The sequence below is a fragment of the Pseudolysinimonas sp. genome (assembly GCF_057350545.1).
Window position 1 is genome coordinate 1 of record NZ_JBMRCP010000103.1, and the last position, 18,414, is coordinate 18,414.

The 18,414-nt window shown below is 71.7% G+C and carries 19 protein-coding genes; 12 read left to right on the plus strand and 7 right to left on the minus strand.

Annotation, left to right across the window (positions count from 1 at the left end; all coding sequences use genetic code 11):
• The 4 genes from infB to ACO1X9_RS14025 all read left to right on the plus strand — a co-directional run.
• The coding region (infB, locus tag ACO1X9_RS14010) for a translation initiation factor IF-2 (protein ID WP_486351461.1) at positions 1–1,538 on the plus strand (1,538 nt) is incomplete at its 5' end.
• 159 nt (positions 1,539–1,697) lie between these two features.
• The gene (rbfA, locus tag ACO1X9_RS14015; RefSeq protein ID WP_486351462.1) at positions 1,698–2,183 is read left to right on the plus strand and encodes a 30S ribosome-binding factor RbfA; all 486 of its coding nucleotides are present in this window, start codon (positions 1,698–1,700) and stop codon (positions 2,181–2,183) included.
• An 83-nt stretch (positions 2,184–2,266) separates the two neighbouring features.
• Positions 2,267–3,313, plus strand: a complete 1,047-nt coding sequence (locus ACO1X9_RS14020) for an LLM class flavin-dependent oxidoreductase (RefSeq protein ID WP_486351463.1) — start codon at positions 2,267–2,269, stop codon at positions 3,311–3,313.
• Positions 3,314–3,335: 22 nt separating this feature from the next.
• Positions 3,336–3,971, plus strand: coding sequence for a TetR/AcrR family transcriptional regulator (locus ACO1X9_RS14025; RefSeq protein WP_486351464.1), 636 nt, complete (start codon positions 3,336–3,338; stop codon positions 3,969–3,971).
• 84 nt (positions 3,972–4,055) lie between these two features.
• Here the strand turns inward: ACO1X9_RS14025 and ACO1X9_RS14030 are convergent, their stop codons facing one another.
• Genes ACO1X9_RS14030 through ACO1X9_RS14045 form a run of 4 tightly spaced genes read right to left on the minus strand, consistent with a single transcriptional unit; the run spans position 4,056 to position 7,890 of the window.
• Positions 4,056–4,706 (minus strand): hypothetical protein, encoded by a 651-nt coding sequence (locus ACO1X9_RS14030; protein WP_486351465.1) that lies wholly within the window; start codon positions 4,704–4,706, stop codon positions 4,056–4,058.
• Positions 4,707–4,713: 7 nt separating this feature from the next.
• Positions 4,714–5,574 carry an Fpg/Nei family DNA glycosylase gene (locus ACO1X9_RS14035; RefSeq protein ID WP_486351466.1) on the minus strand — a complete coding sequence of 287 codons (861 nt, stop codon included), beginning with the start codon at positions 5,572–5,574 and terminating at the stop codon, positions 4,714–4,716.
• Between the two features lie 14 nt (positions 5,575–5,588).
• Entirely contained in the window at positions 5,589–6,989 is a 1,401-nt protein-coding gene (locus ACO1X9_RS14040; protein WP_486351467.1) for an RNB domain-containing ribonuclease, read from the minus strand.
• 37 nt (positions 6,990–7,026) lie between these two features.
• Positions 7,027–7,890: an HhH-GPD family protein gene (locus ACO1X9_RS14045; protein ID WP_486351468.1), complete on the minus strand. Its 864-nt coding sequence runs from the start codon at positions 7,888–7,890 to the stop codon at positions 7,027–7,029.
• Positions 7,891–7,933: 43 nt separating this feature from the next.
• On the opposite strand from ACO1X9_RS14045, the gene ACO1X9_RS14050 reads away from it, so the two are divergent.
• Positions 7,934–8,641: a nucleoside/nucleotide kinase family protein gene (locus tag ACO1X9_RS14050; RefSeq protein ID WP_486351469.1), complete on the plus strand. Its 708-nt coding sequence runs from the start codon at positions 7,934–7,936 to the stop codon at positions 8,639–8,641.
• Here the strand turns inward: ACO1X9_RS14050 and ACO1X9_RS14055 are convergent.
• Entirely contained in the window at positions 8,638–9,963 is a 1,326-nt protein-coding gene (locus ACO1X9_RS14055; protein ID WP_486351470.1) for an MFS transporter, read from the minus strand. The genes ACO1X9_RS14050 and ACO1X9_RS14055 overlap by 4 nt on opposite strands.
• Positions 9,964–10,031: 68 nt before the next feature.
• Between ACO1X9_RS14055 and ACO1X9_RS14060 the strand changes: the two genes are divergently transcribed.
• Positions 10,032–10,604: an ArsR/SmtB family transcription factor gene (locus ACO1X9_RS14060; protein ID WP_486351471.1), complete on the plus strand. Its 573-nt coding sequence runs from the start codon at positions 10,032–10,034 to the stop codon at positions 10,602–10,604.
• On the opposite strand, the gene ACO1X9_RS14065 is transcribed toward ACO1X9_RS14060, so the two are convergent.
• Together ACO1X9_RS14065 and ACO1X9_RS14070 are read right to left on the minus strand one after the other, a co-directional pair.
• A complete protein-coding gene (locus ACO1X9_RS14065) occupies positions 10,579–11,577 on the minus strand; it encodes a ketopantoate reductase family protein (protein ID WP_486351472.1) in 999 nt (332 codons plus the stop codon). The two genes, ACO1X9_RS14060 and ACO1X9_RS14065, sit on opposite strands and share 26 nt — an antisense overlap.
• A gap of 64 nt (positions 11,578–11,641) precedes the next feature.
• Positions 11,642–13,093: an MFS transporter gene (locus ACO1X9_RS14070; protein WP_486351473.1), complete on the minus strand. Its 1,452-nt coding sequence runs from the start codon at positions 13,091–13,093 to the stop codon at positions 11,642–11,644.
• A gap of 73 nt (positions 13,094–13,166) precedes the next feature.
• On the opposite strand from ACO1X9_RS14070, the gene ACO1X9_RS14075 reads away from it, so the two are divergent.
• Genes ACO1X9_RS14075 through dnaG form a run of 6 tightly spaced genes read left to right on the plus strand, consistent with a single transcriptional unit; the run spans position 13,167 to position 18,336 of the window.
• Positions 13,167–13,757 (plus strand): TetR/AcrR family transcriptional regulator, encoded by a 591-nt coding sequence (locus tag ACO1X9_RS14075; RefSeq protein ID WP_486351474.1) that lies wholly within the window; start codon positions 13,167–13,169, stop codon positions 13,755–13,757.
• Positions 13,757–14,659, plus strand: a complete 903-nt coding sequence (truB, locus tag ACO1X9_RS14080; protein WP_486351475.1) for a tRNA pseudouridine(55) synthase TruB — start codon at positions 13,757–13,759, stop codon at positions 14,657–14,659. Before ACO1X9_RS14075 ends, truB begins: the two co-directional genes overlap by 1 nt.
• Positions 14,656–15,024 carry a hypothetical protein gene (locus ACO1X9_RS14085; RefSeq protein ID WP_486351476.1) on the plus strand — a complete coding sequence of 123 codons (369 nt, stop codon included), beginning with the start codon at positions 14,656–14,658 and terminating at the stop codon, positions 15,022–15,024. Before truB ends, ACO1X9_RS14085 begins: the two co-directional genes overlap by 4 nt.
• Before the next feature lie 42 nt (positions 15,025–15,066).
• On the plus strand, positions 15,067–15,504 hold the full coding sequence (locus ACO1X9_RS14090; RefSeq protein ID WP_486351477.1) for a hypothetical protein: 438 nt from the start codon (positions 15,067–15,069) through the stop codon (positions 15,502–15,504).
• Positions 15,504–16,466, plus strand: a complete 963-nt coding sequence (locus ACO1X9_RS14095) for a bifunctional riboflavin kinase/FAD synthetase (protein WP_486351478.1) — start codon at positions 15,504–15,506, stop codon at positions 16,464–16,466. The genes ACO1X9_RS14090 and ACO1X9_RS14095 overlap by 1 nt, the downstream gene beginning before the upstream one ends.
• A gap of 10 nt (positions 16,467–16,476) precedes the next feature.
• A complete protein-coding gene (dnaG, locus tag ACO1X9_RS14100) occupies positions 16,477–18,336 on the plus strand; it encodes a DNA primase (protein ID WP_486351479.1) in 1,860 nt (619 codons plus the stop codon).
• Positions 18,337–18,414 lie beyond the last annotated feature (78 nt).

Genomic DNA, 18,414 nt, shown 5'->3' on the forward strand with positions numbered 1-18,414 from the left:
ACGACCTCGAGATCCGTCCGCCGGTCGTCACCGTCATGGGCCACGTCGACCACGGAAAGACCCGACTGCTCGACGCGATCCGCGAGGCGAACGTCGTCGCGGGCGAGGCCGGCGGCATCACGCAGCACATCGGTGCGTACCAGGTCTGGACCGAGCACGAGGGCATCGAGCGCGCCATCACCTTCATCGACACCCCGGGCCACGAGGCGTTCACCGCCATGCGTGCCCGTGGTGCCAACGTGACCGACATCGCGATCCTCGTGGTCGCGGCAGACGACGGCATCATGCCGCAGACGGTCGAGGCGCTCAACCACGCCCAGGCCGCCGGAGCGCCGATCGTCGTCGCCGTCAACAAGGTCGACAAGGAGGGGGCCAACCCCGCCAAGGTGCGTCAGCAGCTCACCGAGTACGGCCTCGTCGCCGAAGAGTTCGGTGGCGACACGATGTTCGTCGACGTGTCCGCTCTGCAGAAGAAGGGCATCACCGAGCTGTTGGATGCCGTGCTCCTCACCGCGGACGCCGGCCTCGACCTCGTGGCGAACCCGACCCGCGACGCCCGCGGTGTCGCGATCGAGGCGAAGCTCGACAAGGGTCGTGGCGCCGTCGCGACCGTGCTCATCCAGAACGGAACGCTGCGCGTCGGCGACCCGATCGTCGCCGGCACGGCGTACGGACGCGTCCGGGCCATGCACGACGAGAACGGCGAGCAGGTCGACGAGGCCTACCCGTCGCGTCCCGTGCTCGTGCAGGGACTCTCGCGGGTTCCGCGAGCGGGCGACACGTTCATCGTGACCGAAGACGACCGCACGGCTCGGCAGATCGCCGAGAAGCGCGAAGCCGTCGAGCGCAACGCCCAGCTGGCGAAGGCCCGCAAGCGCATCTCGCTCGAGGACTTCACCCGCGCTCTCGAAGAGGGCAAGGTCGAGTCGCTCAACCTCATCATCAAGGGTGACGTCTCCGGTGCCGTCGAGGCACTCGAGGAGTCGCTCATGAAGATCGAGATCGACGACAGCGTCCAGCTGCGCATCCTGCACCGCGGTGTGGGTGCCGTCACCGAGTCGGACATCGACCTGGCCACGATCGACAACGCGATCGTGATCGGATTCAACGTCCGCCCCGACGTGAAGGCGCGTGAGCGTGCACAGCGCGAAGGCATCGACGTGCGGTTCTACTCGGTCATCTACGCCGCACTCGAAGACATCGAGAACTCGCTCAAGGGCATGCTCAAGCCCGAGTTCGAAGAGGTGCAGTCGGGTGTCGCCGAGATCCGCGAGGTGTTCCGCTCCTCCAAGGCCGGCAACATCGCCGGTGTCATCGTCCGCTCCGGCACGATCACGCGCAACGCCAAGGCGCGCGTCATCCGCGACGGCGTGGTCATCGGCGACAACCTCGCCATCGACTCGCTGCGCCGGTTCAAAGACGACGTCACCGAGGTCAAGACGGACTTCGAAGCCGGTATCGGCCTCGGCAAGTTCAACGACATCCAGATCGGCGACGAGATCGAGACCATTGAAATGAAGGAGAAGGTCCGGGTGTAGCCCGGCCGTGGGGTCCCCGCCGCTTCACCGGAGTGAAGAGAGCGGGGACCCCTACCCCGATTCACTCCGGTGAAACGGCGGGGACCCCACTCTGGTTTCACTGCCGGTGGAGGTGCAGCGTTCCCCGTCTTTCCATCCTCAGCTTGCTTGGAGGCACTCATGGCTCAAGGAGATCGCGCGGCGAAGGTCGCGGATCGCATCAAGGAAGTGATCGCGCAGCGTCTTGAGAAGGGGTTGCGGGATCCGCGACTCGGCTTCGTGACGATCACGGATGTACGCGTCACGGGCGACCTGCAGCACGCGAGCGTGTTCTTCACGGTCTACGGGTCGGAGGAGGAGCGGGCGGACTCCGCCGCGGCGCTCAAGGCCGCCACGGGGCTGCTGCGCACCGAGGTGGGCAAGAACCTCAACACGCGGCTCACCCCGTCGCTCGAGTTCATCGCCGACGCGATCCCCGAGAACGCGGCGTCGATCGAGGCACTCCTGCGCGAGGCCTCGGAGCGCGACAACGAGGCACGCGCCGCCGCGGCGAACGCGACCTACGCCGGCGACGAAGACCCGTACGTCAAGCCGCGTGACTTCGACGAAGACGACGAAGACGACGAAGACGACGAAGACGACGACGACGACGACGACAAGGCCTAGAGTCTCGGTGGTCGAGTAGCCGGCGCGGCCGGCGTGTCGAGACCCTCGGAATCCCACGGCGCCGCGCGGCGTTGACCTCAGGGATGCCTCTTCAGCTCTCCGTCCTCGACCTCGTGCCGGTGCGCGCGGGTCAGACCTCCGCCCAGGCGGTCGCCGCCTCCGTCGCGCTCGCGCAGCTCGCCGACCGCCTCGGCTTCGAGCGCTATTGGTTCGCCGAGCACCACAACATGCCGGCCGTCGCGTCGACGGCACCGCCCGTGCTCATCGCGGCGGTCGCGGCGCGCACGGAGCGCATCCGGGTCGGGTCGGGCGGCGTCATGCTGCCCAATCACGCGCCCTTCACGGTCGCCGAGCAGTTCGCGACCCTCGAGGCGTTCGCGCCCGGACGCATCGACCTCGGGCTCGGCCGTGCCCCGGGCTCCGACCCGGTCATCACGCACCTGCTGCGGTCGAGCGGACCGACGAGCGACGTCGACCGTTTCGAGGAGAACATACGCGACATCCGAGCGCTGTCCGGCGACGGCGCCCAGCTCACGATCCGCACCGCCGACGGACTGCGCGACTACGAGGTGAAGGCGACGCCCGCGGCGGCCGGGATTCCCGAGGTGTGGCTGCTCGGCTCGAGCGACTACTCGGCCCACCTCGCGGCGAAGCTCGGCCTGCCGTACGTCTTCGCCCACCACTTCTCGGGGGAGGGGACGGAGCGCGCGCTCGAGGTCTACCGTCGCGAGTTCGTGCCGTCGGAGGCCCTCGCCGCTCCGCGCACCTTCCTCACCGTCAACGCGGTCGTCGCCGACACGGCCGAGGAGGCAGCAGCCCGCGCGCTCCCCGCGCTGCTCAACTTCTCCCGCCTGCGCACCGGCAAGCCCCTGCGCGCGATCGACACCGTCGAGGATGCGGCCCTCGAGGCGCAGGATGCCGCCACGCGTCAGGCGATCGACGGGATGCTCGAGAGGTGGATCGTGGATGCGGCCGAGCCCGCACGGGGGAGGATCGCCGCCCTGGCCGCGTCGTTCGGCGTCGATGAGGTCATGGTCTCGCCGGGCGCCGGATCTCGGGCCGAGGAGCCCGCGGATCGGACGCTCGGACGCGAGCGCACGCTCGAACTGCTCGCTCCGCTTACTGCGTAAGTTTCGGGTGTAAGCTCCGCGCATGGCCAAGTCCGGGCGCGCTCCGCTGAGTCGCGAACGCATCCTCCGCGCCGCGGTCGCGATCGCCGACGTCGACGGGCTCGACGCGGTGAGCATGCGGCGCGTCGGCGAGCAGCTCGGGGTCGAGGCGATGTCGCTCTACCGCCACGTCACGCACAAGGACGAGCTGCTCGAGGGCATGGTCGACGAGGTCGTCGCCGCCTTCCCCGTCCCGTCGATCGGTGGCGACTGGCGCGACCGCCTCGGGGAGCAGGTGCGAGGTGCGCACGCCGTGCTCGTGACGCATCCCTGGGCACCCGAACTGGCGATGAGCCGAGCGGCGAGCAGCCCGGCGCGACTGCGGTTCGCCGACGGCGTCCTCGGCACGCTGCTCTCGGCGGGATGCTCGCCGCAGCTCGCCCACGACGCCCTCCATGCGGTCGAGGTGCACGTCTTCGCCTTCACGCTCCAGGAGCTCGCCCTTCGTTCGGCGCACGGCGGATACGAGCTCGATCACCTCCCGGCCGGTGCCGAGTCGTACCCGAACCTCGCGGTGACGCTCGCGTCGGCCACTCACGACCATCGCGCCGAGTTCGACTTCGTGCTCGAGCTGCTCATGGTCGGGATCGAGCGGGCGATCGCCACCGCGGCCCGCTGAGAGCACGGCGACGGCAGGCCCGCGCCGAGCTCCGGACGGCCGAGCTCTGGACTGCGGAGATCTGGATGGCCGGGTACCGAGCCGTCAGGCGGCGGGGAACTCGGACGCGACGAGCGCGGCGACGGCGGGCGGCACGACGCCGCTCATCGTCAGCTCGCTCACGAGCTCGGTCGACCCGTCGGCGGGGATGTGACCCGAGATGCTCGCCGACACGTCGGACGTGCGGATGATGAGCGACTCGCTCGCCTGTGCCAGGGCGCCCTCGGCCCACCAGGCGCGGGTGCTCGTGTAGCTCAGCGGCGACTCGGCGGGAGTCCACACGATGTCGTCGGTGAACGGGCAGTCCGGGGCGACCGCGCCATCCATCGGATGCCAGTGGCGCGTCTCTCGCGCATCGAGTGCGGGAGGCACCACCTCGAGTGCCGCCGCGATGCGAGGGGCGAGGGCCCGCAGCCGCGCGCCGAAGTCGGAGATCGCGACGGGTCGGATCGCGCCGTCACCGCGCGGGGCGCGCAGGAGAGCGACCGCGTCGGCGAGGGTCTCGTCCGGCGCGAGCGCACGCCCCGCCTCGAGATGGGCGGCGCACAGCCACCCGGTGTCGGGCGGATGACCGACGAGTCCGTCGCGCTCGACGCGCTCGCGCCACGCGAGGTCCTCGGGGCGTGAGCGGAAGCGCACGAGCGAGTCGGGCGGCTGGGCATCCTCCCCGCACACCACGCACTCCGGCGGCTTCACGCCTCGCTCACTTCAGCAGACGGCTGAGCACGCGGTCGGCGAGCGGCTTGCCGCCGGTCTGGCACGTCGGGCAGTACTGGAACGTCGAGTCGGCGTAGATGACCTGCTTGACCGTGTCGCCGCAGACCGGGCAGGGCTGCCCGAACCGCCCGTGCACGCGCAGGTTCGACTTCTTCTCGCCCTTGAGCTCCGACGCCGCGAGTCCCTCGGATCGTGCCACGGCATCCCGCAGCGTCGACTGCACCGCGTCGTAGAGCACGTGCACGTCGGCCGGCTCCATCGAGGCCGGCTTGAACGGCGACATCTTCGCGACGTGCAGGATCTCGTCGGAGTACGCGTTGCCGATGCCCGCGATGAGCCGCTGATCGCGCAGCACGCCCTTGATCTGCGAGCGGCCCGCGGCGGCGAGGATGCCGGCGAACACCTCTTCGGTGAAGGCATCGGCGAGCGGGTCGGGGCCGAGGGTCGCGACGCGTTCCACCGACTGCGGGTCGCGCGTGACGTGGATCGCGAGCGACTTCTTGGTGCCGGCTTCGGTGAGGTCGAAACCCGAGCCGTCGTCGAGGATGAGCCGTGCGGCGATCGGTCCGGCGCCCCGTTTGACCGTGGCGAGCGGCGCCTTCTCGCGCCAGCGCAGCCAGCCCGCGCGGGCGAGGTGCACGACGAGGTGGAGACCCCCGGCGTCGATGTCGAGGAACTTGCCGTGCCGCTCGACACCCGTGACGGTCTGCCCCTCGAGCGCCGCGACCGGCGGGTCGTAGGTCTTGAGCGCCGCGAAGGCGACGACGTCGAGCCGGGCGATCCGCTGCCCGATGAGCCGCCCGCGCAGATCGGCGACGAGCGCGTGAACCTCGGGCAACTCCGGCATGCCAGCAGTCTCCCTCAGACGCCTCGGAACCGCACGGTGCCCGTCGCGATCTCCGCCGCCTCGAGCCGCACCCGCAGGGTCGCTCCGGAGGTGAGCGGCCCGTCGCACGGGGCCTCGACGGCGGGGTCGAGGAGCTGGAGGGTCGACTCGCTGATCGCGACCGCGTCGAATTCCTCGCCGACGTGCGGGGCCAGCACGGCGGCTTCGACGGTGTCGAGGGTGCGGCGATCGAGTCGACCCGAGATGTTGGCGGCGCGTCCCATGCGCGACGGCAGTTCGGGCAGCGCGGCACGCACCCAGGCGGGCACCTCGTCGCCGACGCACAGCGCCTCGCACACCGCGAGGCCGAAGCGGTCGACGAGGCGGCGCAGGGGAGCGGTCACGTGTGCGTAGGGGGCGCCGATGGCGGCCTGTTCGGATTCGGCGGGTGGCGCGCCGTCGAACGCGCGGTACGTGGCACCGCGGAAGAGCGAGGCGGCGGCGTGCCGGATGGCGAGCTGCCGCGGGTCGTCGAGGGCGAGCCGGCGCAGGTAGTCGCCGTAGCGCTCGTCCTCGTGCCACGGCGTGCCGAGCGCGCGCGTCTGCGTGCGGAAGCGGCGGATCGCGTCGGGCTCCGCGGCCGGCATGGTGCGCAGGATGCCGACACCCCCCTCGAGCATGAGGCGCGCGGCCTCCATGCCCGTCAGCAGCGAGAGCTGCGCGTTCCACGACTCGACGGGGGAGAGCGTGCGTCTCTCGAGCCGGTATCCGCGCTCGTCGCGCTCGACCAGGATCTCGGGGATCGCGAGGCTCGCCCCGCCGCGTTCCGTCTCGAGCGCGAGTCGTGCCTCACCGACGTCGCGCAGCATCCCGAGCTGCGGCTCTCGGTCGAGAGCATCCTGCGCGTCCTCGTACGACCACTGGCGGCGACTGCGCACCCGCGCGCGGCGCACCCGGGTCGAGGTCGCGCGGCCCGAGGAGTCGAGCGCGAACTCCCAGACGTGGGCGCCGCGCAGCTCGCCGGGCAGGAGGGACGCGGCGTCCTCGCTGATCACCGGTGGGTGCAACGGGATGCGGCCGTCCGCCGCGTAAACGGTGACACCGCGGCGGCGCGCCTCGACGTCGATCGCGCCGCCCGGTTCGACGAAGGCAGCCAGGTCGGCGATCGCGTAGAACACCCGCCAACCCGATCCGTCGCGTTCGATCGCGAGGGCCTGGTCGAGGTCGGTCGCGCCCGCGGGGTCGATCGTGACGAATCCGAGCGCCGTGAGGTCTTCGTCGGGCAGCTCGTAGCGTTCGACGGCACGGACAGCCTCGGCCTCGACGTCGGCAGGGAAGCCCGAGGGCAGTTCCAACTCGGTGCGTAGTGCGGCGAGGGCCTCGGAGAGTTCGGCCTCCGCGGCCGCTCGGGCGACACGGAGCGGGACGGCAGGCACGTGTTCAGCCTAGGCTCGCGCCCCGTCCGCGGGCGGCTCAGGGCAGGCCGTACTCGTCGTCGTCGCGGACGATGAGACCGTCCCGCAGCAGTCCGTCGACGGCGCGCGCGAGCTGCCCGGCATCCGGCCACAGCCCCCCGATGACCGCCGCGGGCACCGGGGTGTCGCTCGCCCGCAGCTCGCGCAGCACGAGTCCGCGCACCTGGCGGTCGGAGCCCTCGTACTTCGCCTGCACCGGCGACCGCGCACCCTCGTACGGCGGATACCCCGTCGCCCGCCACGCGCACAGGTCGGCGATCGGGCAGACCTCGCAGCGCGGCGAACGCGCCGTGCACACGGTCTGCCCGAGCTCCATCGTCCCCGCGTTGACGAGCCGGGCCGGCACGGGGTCGGACGGCAGCACAGCCTCCATCTCGAGCAGGTCGGCGACGGTGCGGGGTGGTCCCGCCTCCCCCTGACCGCGCAGCGCCCGCGCGAGCACGCGGCGCACGTTGGTGTCGACGACGGGGGTGCGGATGCCGTAGGCGAAAGCCGCGACGGCGCGCGCCGTGTAGGGCCCGACCCCCGGCAGCTCGAGGAGGTCGTCGACCGACGCCGGGACCTCGTTGCCGTGCCGGTCGGCGATCGCCGTCGCCGCGCCGTGCAGGCGCAGGGCGCGGCGCGGGTAGCCGAGTCGCTCCCACGCCCGCACGGCATCCCCCGGCGGAGCGGCGGCGAGGTCGGCGGGCGTCGGCCATCGGGCGAGCCACCGCTCGAGCGCCGGGATGACGCGCGCCACGGGCGTCTGCTGCAGCATGAACTCGCTCACGAGCGTTCCCCACGCCGGGAAGCCGGGGCGGCGCCACGGGAGGTCGCGGTGCCCGGTCGCGTACCAGTCCGCGATCCGCTCTCCGAGGTGCACCCCACGACACTAGTTGTCGGGCCGAGGAGCCTAGGCTGGGACCGTGAGCACGCCCTGGTCGAGGATCGCTCCGGCACGCCGCGAGCTGCTCGAGTCGCTCGTCACCGAGTACGCGCACCATTACGCTCACGGCCGCACGGCGATCGCCGTCGACGGACCGGACGGCGGGGGCAAGACGACGTTCGCCGACGACCTCGCGTTGGCCTTCGAGCGCGCCGGGCACGCCGTGTTCCGGGCGTCGATCGACGACTTCCACCAGCCTCGCGAGCTGCGCCATCGTGCCGGCCGCCACTCCGCCGAGGGCTACTACCGCGACGCGTTCGACTACTCGCTGTTCCGACGCGTGTTGCTCGAGCCGTTCCGGATGGGCGGTTCCACCGGGTTCCAGCTGCGCGGGTTCGACCTCGCTCGGGACATGCCGGTGGAGGCCACCTGGGTGACCGGGCCGGCCGACGCCATCCTCATCGTCGACGGCGTGTTCCTCAACCGGTTCGAGCTGCGCGGCGTGTGGAACTGGTCGCTCTGGCTCGACGCGACCGCGAAGGTGCGTCTCGCCCGCATGGTCGCGCGCGACGGTGCCGACCCCTCGCCGAAGGCGGAGTCGAACCTCCGTTACTCCGGCGCGCAGGCGCTCTACGTGCGCGACGCGCACCCGAACACGACCGCCGACGCGATCGTCGACAACACCGATCCCGAGCACCCGAAGCGGCGCTTCGCCGACTTCTGCTCGGTCGCGCCCGCGCCGCTCTAGGGAGCGGGGCGCGGGGGCGTCGCGGTCTCCGGCAGCGTGCGCATCCCGAGCAGCGGCGAGAACACGACGAATCCCGCCGCGAGCAGGCCGCCGACAGCCCCGATCCACATGGTCGGCACGATGCCGATCGTGGTCGCGAGCACGCCCGACACGAGGGCACCGATCGGCATGACGCCCCAGACGAAGAAGCGGATCGACGCGTTCATGCGCCCGAGCAGCTCCGGCGGGCAGATGCGCTGCCGGAAGCTCACCTGCGTGATGTTGTAGACGAGCACCGAGATGCTCAGCAGCAGCTCCGCGGCGATGAGCAGGGGGATGGCGACCGCGGGCACGACGGCCATGAGCGGGGCGAGCAGGAGCGCCGCCCCGAGCACGACGGCCGACACCGGGATGACGGTGCCCTCGCCGAGCACCCGGGCGATCCGCGCCGCGGAGAGCGCTCCGAGGATGCCGGCCACCGCTCCGATCGACGTCGCGATCCCCAGCACGGCGGGGCTGAGTCCGAGCTCGCGCAGCACCAGCACGGGGAGCATCGTCATCGCGATCGTCTGGAAGAAGTTGCCGACTCCCGTCGTCAACACGATCCTGCGCAGCAGCGGCTCGCGCACGACGAAGGCCACACCTTCGCGGATCTCGGTCACGAGCGGCCGACGGTCGGCCCGCGGCTTCGGCACCTCCGTGTCGCGGATGGTGAGGAGGGCGATGAACGAGACGACGTAGGTCGCGGCGGTGCCGACGAGCAGGAGCGGCGCCTGGAGCACCGCGAGCAGGCCGCCCGCGATCGCCGGCCCGCCGACCCGCGCCACCTGCGCGGTGCTCTCGAGCTTCGAGTTGGCGTCGCCGATCGCGTCGCGCGGCACGAGCACGGGGATGTAGCTCTGGTACGAGACGTCGAAGAACACGGTCGCGACGCCGACGATGGTCGCGATCACGAGGAGGTGCACGAAGTCGAGCACGCCCGCGAACCAGAACACCGGCAGGAGGGCGAGCGCGACCGCGCGCACGACGTCGGCGAGGATCATCACCCGCCGCTTGAGCCAGCGGTCGATCCAGGCCCCGGCCGGCAACCCGATGACGAGGAACGCCGCCGTCTGCAGGGCGTTCAGCAGCCCGATCTCGAACTCGCTGGCGGAGAGCACCCGGATGGCGAGCACGGGGATGGCGAGGAACCCGAGCTGCGCGCCGAACTGGCTCGTCGTCTCGCCCGCCCACAGGGACAGGAACCCGCGGTGCCGCCAGAGCGAGGTGCGTGCGGGGGTGTCGGCCGCGAGAGCGGCGGGATCGTCGCCGGGGGCGGGTTCCGTGGTGACGGGGTCGGACATGAGGTCAGTCTGCACCTAGTCATTGGGAAATATCAATCACTAACGAAGGCGGTCGGTATCCTGGCCCCATGGCCGTGCCCGAACCCGTCCCGGTCGACCCCGGCACGCGCGACGACGGCGCCGGAGCCGACGCGGTGCTCCTCGATCGCCGCGCGCGGGCTCTCGGCTCCGCGCTGCGGATGCGCATCCTGCGGTTCTGCCTCCACGAGCCGCGTACCAATCGCGAGATCGCCGCCGAGTTCGGCCTGAACCCCGGATCGGCGCTCCACCACGTGCGCACGCTCGTCGACGTCGGGCTTCTGGCAGCGGACGAGCCCCGCCGCGGCACCCGAGGGGCGCGCGAGGTGCCCTACCGCGCCACCGGGGTCTCCTGGCGCACGCACGTGCCCGGGATCTCGGCGGTGCTCGTGCGCGCCTTCCTCGACGAGATCGACGGCCTGCCCGCCGACGACATCCACAGCTGGCGCATGGGGTTCCTGCTCGACGAGGAGGGGGAGCGCGAGTTCGGCGACGAACTCACCGCCCTCATCGAGCGCTTCCGCGCCCGCCCGATTCCGGCTTATGCGCGTCCCGTGTCGTTCTTCGCGGCGCTGCATCCCGAGAAGCGCTCGGGCGCTAGCCCCGGGGCACCCGCGCCGTGACCTGCTCGGGCGGGAGGAATTCGCCCGTGCGCTCGACCTCGTGCACGAGCTCGACGAGTGCGGCGTTGATCGGCGCGTCGAGTCCGTGCTCCTCCGCGACGCGCACGACGGCGCCGTTGAGGAAGTCGATCTCGGTCAGTTGCCCGCGGCGCAGGCTCTGCAGCGTCGACCCGGGGTTCGGCACGTCGCCCATGCGCCGCGCGAGCAGGAGGGGGAGTCGCTCGGCGAGGGCGAGCGGCCCGCGGCCGAGCCACGGCAGGATCCACCCCGGGATGCCCTGCAGCCCCGTGAACCGGATGCCGATGCGATTCGCGATCCGCACCGTCTCGCGCAGCGACGACGCGAGCACGTGCCGCAGCCGCGGGTCGGCGACGGTCTGCTGCACGCTCAGGCCCGTGATGGCGGGGAGCGCGTTGACGTGGTTGACGAGCAGCTTCGTCCACTGCGCGCCCTCGAGGCTGTCGACGACCTCGATCGGCAGCGCCTCGCGCAGGATGCCGGCCACCCGGTCGAGCACGTCGCGCGGTGTGCCCGTCGCGGCTCCCACGACGAGCGGGAGCGCGGCCGTCACGGTGATCCGCCCGGGGGAGAGGTAGGAGCTCGCGAAGAGCGCGAGCCCGCCGAGCAGCGGTGCGTCCGGAAGCACCGAGCGGGCCACCTGGATGCCGCCGAGGCCGTTCTGCACGACGAGCAGCGGCACGCCCGCGAGAACTGCGGCGTTCGCCCGCAAGGCGGCCTCCGCGTCCTGGGCCTTCGTGGCCAGGAGCGCGAGCTCGGGGGCGGCGTCGAGCGTCTCGCCCGCCGCGACGCGGGCGACGTGCGACCCGTAGCCGCCGTCGAGCAGGATCCCGTCGGCGCGGATCGCGGCGAGATGCTCGCCGCGTGCGGTCACCGTGACATCGTGTCCCGCACGATCGAGGAGGGCGGCGAGGAGGCCTCCCACCGCCCCCGCTCCGATCACGGCCACGCGCATGCTGCGAGCCTAAGCGTGGGGAGGTCCCGACCAAATCAAGGAGATCCGGTCGGGACCGACCCGACTACGCGGAGACGAGGTCGTCGGCGCGCCGTTCTTCCTTGACGTGGTCGATCGTGCGCGCGGCCCGGCCGGCGGGCAGGCGCAGCGCGACGAGCGCCGTCGCGAGCAGCACCGCGGCGCCCACGGCGACCGCCGGCACGGCCGCATCCACGTACCCGGTGGGGGTGAGCTGCCCGCCCGCTCCGGTGAACACCGCCGTCATGACCGCGATGCCGAGGGCGACGCCGATCTCGCGCAGCGTCGAGTTGGTGCCGCTCGCCTTCGCGGTGTCGGCCTCGGCGATGTTCGCGAGCACGGCGGTCGACGACGGGGCGAAGACGAGGCCCATGCCGATCCCGGCGGCGATGAACGCCGGCAGCATCGTCGTGTAGGCGACCTCGGCCGACATCGTGAGGGCGAGCCAGCTGAGTCCCGCGCCCTGCAGGGCGAGTCCGGCGACGATGAGCACCCGCGTGCCGACGCGTGGCGCGATGAAGCCGGCGAGCGGTGCGACGACCATCGGCGCCATCGTCCACGGCGTGGTCTGGATGGCGGCCTCGAGCGGCGACGAGCCCTGCACGACCTGCAGGAACTGGATGAGGATGAAGACCGCACCGAACATCCCGAACGAGAACCCGAAGCCGACGACGTTGGCGACGCTGAAGCTGCGGTCGCGGAACAGCCGCAGCGGCAGCAGAGGGGCCGCCGTGCGTGCCTCGCGCCAGAGGAACGCCGCGACGAGGGCGACCCCGGCCACGAGCGAGCCGACCACCTCGAGCGAGTCCCAGCCCGCCTCGTTGCCGCGCACGATGCCGTAGACGAGGCCGAGCACGCCGAGTCCGACGAGCAGCACGCCCGGGATGTCGAGGCGGAGCCGCGCGCCGCGCGTGTTCGGCAGCACGAGCAGCGCGAGGGGGAGGGCGAGGATGCCGACGGGCACGTTGATCCAGAAGATCGCCTGCCAGCTCCACCCTTCGACGACCGCGCCGCCGATGAGCGGCCCGGCGGCGACACCGAGCCCCGCGATGCCGCCCCACACGCCGATCGCGAGCGGACGTCGGCGCGGCTCGACCGCGCCGGCGAGCAGGGAGAGGGAGAGCGGCATGATCGCGGCCCCGCCGAGGCCCTGTACCGCTCGGGCGACGATGAGCTGCGTCGGGTCGGTGCTGAGCGCGGCGAGCACGGAGGCGATCGTGAAGACGACGATGCCCGCGACGAAGATCGTGCGACGCCCGAGACGGTCGCCGAGCGCGACCGCGAAGAGGATGAGGCTCGCGAACGAGAGCGTGTACGCGTTGATGAACCACTGCAGCTCTTCGACCGTCGCACCGAGCTCGGTGTGGATGACGGGGAGAGCGTTCGTCATGACGAGGTTGTCGAGCGTCGCCATGAACATGGGGATGCCGGTGGCGGCGAGCGCGAGAGCGAAGGGCACGCGCTTCGACGCGGTGAGCGCGGCGGTGGTGGGGGACATCGGAATCCGTTCTCGAGATAAGTAATTGGATGATTACCTGGAGATTAGGTAATCATCCGATACCCTGTCAAGCGTGAGCATCCCGAGGCCCGATCCCATCCCGCGCATGCGTGCCGAGGACCGGCGCGAGCTCGTGCTCGAGGCGGCGACCGCCGTGTTCGGCGAACGCGGTTACTTCGGCGCCACGACCGACGGGATCGCGAAGGCGGCCGGCGTCAGCCAGCCCTACGTCGTGCGGATGTTCGGCACCAAGGAGGCGCTCTTCCTCGCGGTGCTCGAGCGCGCCCTCGGCCGGCTGCTGCACACGTTCGGCGCCGTGATCGAGGAAGGCGGCGACGACCTGCCGTCGCGCATCGGCGCGGCGTACAGCGAGCTGCTCACCGACCGGGGCCTCCTGCTGAGCCTCATGCACGCGTTCGTGCTCGGCTCCGACCCCGCGGTCGGCACGGCGGCACGTCGGGGATTCCTCGACGTGTACCGGCTGCTCCGCACCCGCGGGGGCTTCAGCGCCGAGGAGGCGCGCGACTTCCTCGCGCAGGGGATGCTGCTCAACACGCTCGCCGGCATCCACATGGCCCTCGAAGACGATGCCGACGCGCGCGAACTCGTCGAGTGCGTCGCGCCGACGAAGTCGGAGCTCCTGCGTCGGATGGCCCAACCCTGATGGCGTCGTCCTCGGCGAGCCGCTCCGGCATCCTGCTGCTCGATAAGCCGCAGGGGCCCACGAGCCACGACCTCGTCGGGCGCACACGTCGCGCCCTCGGCACCCGCAAGGTCGGACACGCGGGCACCCTCGACCCGATGGCGACGGGGCTCATGGTCCTCGGGGTCGACAGCTCCACCCGCCTGCTCACCTACCTCGTCGGGCTCGGCAAGGAGTACACCGCGACGATCCGGCTCGGCCAGGCGACGACGACCGACGACGCCGAAGGTGACGTCACGGCCTCGGCCGACGCGTCTGGGGTCGGCGACGACGCGATCCGGGATGCCGTGGCGTCGCTCACGGGCGAGCTCGACCAGGTGCCGAGCACGTTCAGTGCGATCAAGGTCGACGGGCGTCGCTCGTACGATCGCGCCCGGGCGGGTGAAGAGGTCGAGTTGACGCCGCGTCGCGTGACGGTCTCCGAGTTCGAGGTGCTCGACACCCGACGCGAGGGCGCGCTCGTCGACCTCGACGTGCGGGTGTCCGTCTCATCGGGCACCTACGTGCGCGCGCTCGCGCGCGACCTCGGGGCGGCGCTCGGCGTCGGCGGTCACCTCACGGCGCTCCGGCGCACGAAGGTCGGCCCGTTCGGGGTCGAGGACGCCGTGGCGGTCGAAGTCGACGACCTCGCCGACCGGATGCTCGAGCCCGCGACCGTCGCGCGGGAGCTGTTCCCGGTCGCCGACCTCACGCCCGAGCAGTCCGTCGCCCTCGCGCACGGCAAGCGCGTGCGCCCTGACGCCGCCGACGCGCCCGTCGTCGCGGCGATCGCGCCCGACGGGCGACTCGCCGGCCTCGTGGCGGTGCAGGATGGGAACGCCCGCGTACTCGTCAACTTCCCGACCTCGGAGGTCCTGCCGTGATCGACGTCTTCACGATCGTGCTCATCGCCGTCGCGGTCCTCGTCGGTCTGCTCGGCGTCGTGCTCGGGCTCGTCGGCCGGAAGCCGTCCGACGTCACGATCCTGGGCGTCGTCGTCGTCGAGGCGCTGCTGCTCGCGCAGGTCGTCATCGCCCTCGTCGCCCCGGCCACCGGCAACCACGCGACGGGAAACCTCGGCGAGTTTTGGGTCTACCTCGTGACGGCGTGCCTCATGCCGCCCGCGGCGATCGCCTGGGCGCTCACCGACCGCAGCCGGTGGAGCACGGTCGTGCTCGGAGTCGCCGGTCTCGCCATCGCGGTCATGGCGTACCGCATGAACCAGATCTGGAACGTCCAGCTCGCCTGATCGGGGAGCACGCCCGATCGGGGAGCAATAGTCTTGGGTCCGATGTCTTCCCGTCGTCTGCGCGGCCCCGGCCGCATCCTCGTCGCCGTCTACGCCGTGCTCGCGATCGCCGCGACCGGCCGTTCGGCGTTCCAGATCGTCGACCGCTTCGACGAGGCGCCCGTCGCCTTCTCGCTGTCGGCGGTCGCCGCCGTCGTCTACCTCGTCGCGACCCTCGCCCTCGCGTTCGGGTGGGATCGCCTCGCCTGGATCGCGATCGGCTTCGAGCTGCTCGGCGTGCTCGCGATCGGCGTCGTGAGCATCGCGGCGCCCGCCCTGATCGGTCTCGGCGACGTCGAACTGCTCGACCGGGCGTTCGGCCGCGAGGGCACCGTGTGGGCGCTCTTCGGGGCCGGCTACCTGTGCGTGCCGCTCGCGCTACCCGTCATCGGCCTGCTCTACCTCGCGCGCGGCAGTCGCCGCGTGCCGGTCGCGGCCTGATGGACCTCTTCGCCGGCCTCCGCGCCGTTCCGAAGGGCTTCGGCCCGAGCGCGGTGACGATCGGCAAGTTCGACGGTGTGCACGTCGGTCACCGCGGGGTGATCGCGCAGCTCGAGTCGCTCGCCGCCGCCCGCGGACTCGCACCGGTCGTCGTGACGTTCGACCGGCATCCGATGGCCCTGTTCCGCCCGGAGGCGTGCCCCGTCTCCCTCGCCTCCAACGCCCAGCGCGCGGCGCTCCTCGGCGACGAGGGCGTGGCCGCGACCCTCGAGCTCGAGTTCACGCGCGAACTGAGCGAGCTCTCTCCCGCCGACTTCGTCGACCAGGTGCTCGTCGGGGCGCTCGACGCGAAGCTCGTGCTCGCCGGACGCGACTTCCGGTTCGGATTCAAGGGCGCCGGAACGATCGACACCCTGCGGGAGCTCGGGGAGTCGCGCGGGTTCGACGTCGCGCTGCTCGACGACGTGTCGGTCGACGGGGAGCGGGTGTCGTCGACCCGCATCCGCGAGCACCTCGCCGCGGGTCGCGTGCGCGAGGCGGCCGCGCTGCTCGGACGCCTCCCCTCCGTGCGGTCGACGGTCGTGCACGGCGACGCGATCGGGCGCGAGCTCGGCTTCCCCACGGCGAACCTCGATCCCGACATCGAGGGCTTCCTGCCGGCCGACGGCGTCTACGCCGCGTGGGCGTACCTCGACGGGCAGCGGTACGGCGCCGCCGTGTCGATCGGCAACAACCCGACGTTCGAGGGCATCCCGGCGCGACGCACCGAGGCGCATCTCATCGACGCCGCCGTCGACGCCTACGACAAGCCGATCGTGCTCGAGTTCGTCGAGTACCTGAGGGGCATGGTGGCGTTCGACGGGCTCGAGTCGCTCGCCGCGGCCCTCGCCGACGACGTCGTGCGCATCCGGGCCATCCTCAGCGACGAGGCGACTCCGGCGGACGCGCCGCCGCGCTCCTAGACTCTGACCCATGGCCGGGCTCATTCGTCGAAGCGACATCGACGAGGTCAGGGCCCGCACCAACATCGCCGACATCGTCGGCGACTTCGTGACACTCAAGTCGGCCGGCGTGGGCTCGATGAAGGGCCTCTGTCCGTTCCACGAGGAGCGCAGCCCGAGCTTCCACGTGCGGCCGCAGGTGGGGCTCTACCACTGCTTCGGCTGCGGCGAAGGGGGTGACGTCTTCTCGTTCCTGCAGAAGATGGACCACGTCACGTTCGCCGAAGCCGTCGAGCGGCTCGCCGGGCGCCTCGGCTACGAGTTGCACTACGAAGACGGCGGGCAGGCGAGCGACCACGGCAACCGGGCGCGGCTGCTCGCCGCCAACGCGGCCGCCGAGAAGTGGTTCCAGGAGCAGCTCGCGACGCCCGCGGCGCAGGTCGGCCGCGACTTCCTCGGCGCGCGCGGCTTCACGGCGGCCGACGCCGCGCACTTCGGCATCGGGTTCGCACCCAAGTCGTTCAACGCCCTCGGCGACGCCCTCAAGAAACAGGGTTTCAAGGACGAGGAGCTCACCGCCTCGGGCCTGCTCAGCACGGGCGATCGCGGCAACGCGTACGACAGGTTCCGCGGCCGGCTCATCTGGCCGATCCGCGACGTCACCGGCCAGACGGTCGGCTTCGGCGCCCGCAAGCTCCTGGGCGACGACGAAGACAAGGGCCCCAAGTACCTCAACACCCCCGAGACGCTCGTCTACCACAAGGGCCAGGTGCTTTACGGGCTCGACCTCGCCCGCCGCGACATCGCGAAGGGCAAGCAGGTCGTCGTCGTGGAGGGCTACACGGACGTCATGGCGTGCCACCTGTCGGGCGTGACGACGGCGGTCGCCACGTGCGGTACGAGCTTCGGCGTCGACCACATCAAGGTCATCCGTCGCGTGTTGGGGGATGTCGACAACGCCGACACGGGACGCACGGGCGAGGTGGTGTTCACCTTCGATCCCGACGAGGCCGGGCAGAAGGCCGCGAGCCGCGCGTTCCAGGAGGAGCAGCGCTTCGCGGCGCAGACCTTCGTCGCGGTCGCCCCCGACGGACTCGACCCGAGCGACCTGCGCACGCAGCGCGGCGACGAGGCGGTGCGCACCCTCATCGCCAACCGCCAGCCGATGTTCGAGTTCATGATCAAGCGCGTGCTCGCCCGCTTCGACCTCGAGACCGTCGAGGGACGGGTCGCCGCGATGCGGGCGTCCGCGCCGGTGCTCGCCGGCATCCGCGACCAGGCGCTCCGGAGCGGCTACGCCCGCAACGTCGCCGGCTGGCTCGGCATGGACCCCGCCGAGGTGTCGCGCGCGGTGCGCGGATCGTCGAACGCCCCGCCCGTGCCGGAGCTGCGCGTCGAGGGGGAGCCGGTCGAGCGAGAGCTCAGCCTGCTCGACCTGCCGGTCGACATCGAGACCCGCATGGAGCGCGACGCCCTCATCGCGATCCTGCAGCGACCGGATGCCGTGGGCCGCGAGCTCATCGAACGCGCGGGCACGGTGCGCATGCGCAACTCGGTGCTCGCCGTCGTGCGCGACGGGGCGATCGAGACGGTGGAGCACTGCGAGCGCCCTGACTGGGTGACGACGGTGGCGGAAGCCGTGCCGTCGCGCTTCGCGGGGCTCGTCTCGCAGCTCGGCATCGCCCCCATCCCTGAGCGCGAGGCGAACGTCGAGAAGTGGGCGCGCGCGCAGGTCGCGGAACTCGTCGCCGTCGACCTCGGGCGCCGCAAGTTCGAATTGCAGGGATCGTCGCAGCGCGCCGCGGCCGAGGGCGACCTGGCGCGCGCCCGCGCGATCCAGATGGAGCTCGCCGAGCTCGAGACCGAGCGACGACGCCTGCTCGGGCGCTGAGTTCCCAGGCTTCCGGGGTGCGCCGCAGGGCGCCTGTGTTATGACTGATAGGCCCCACACCCGTGTCTCGGGGCACTA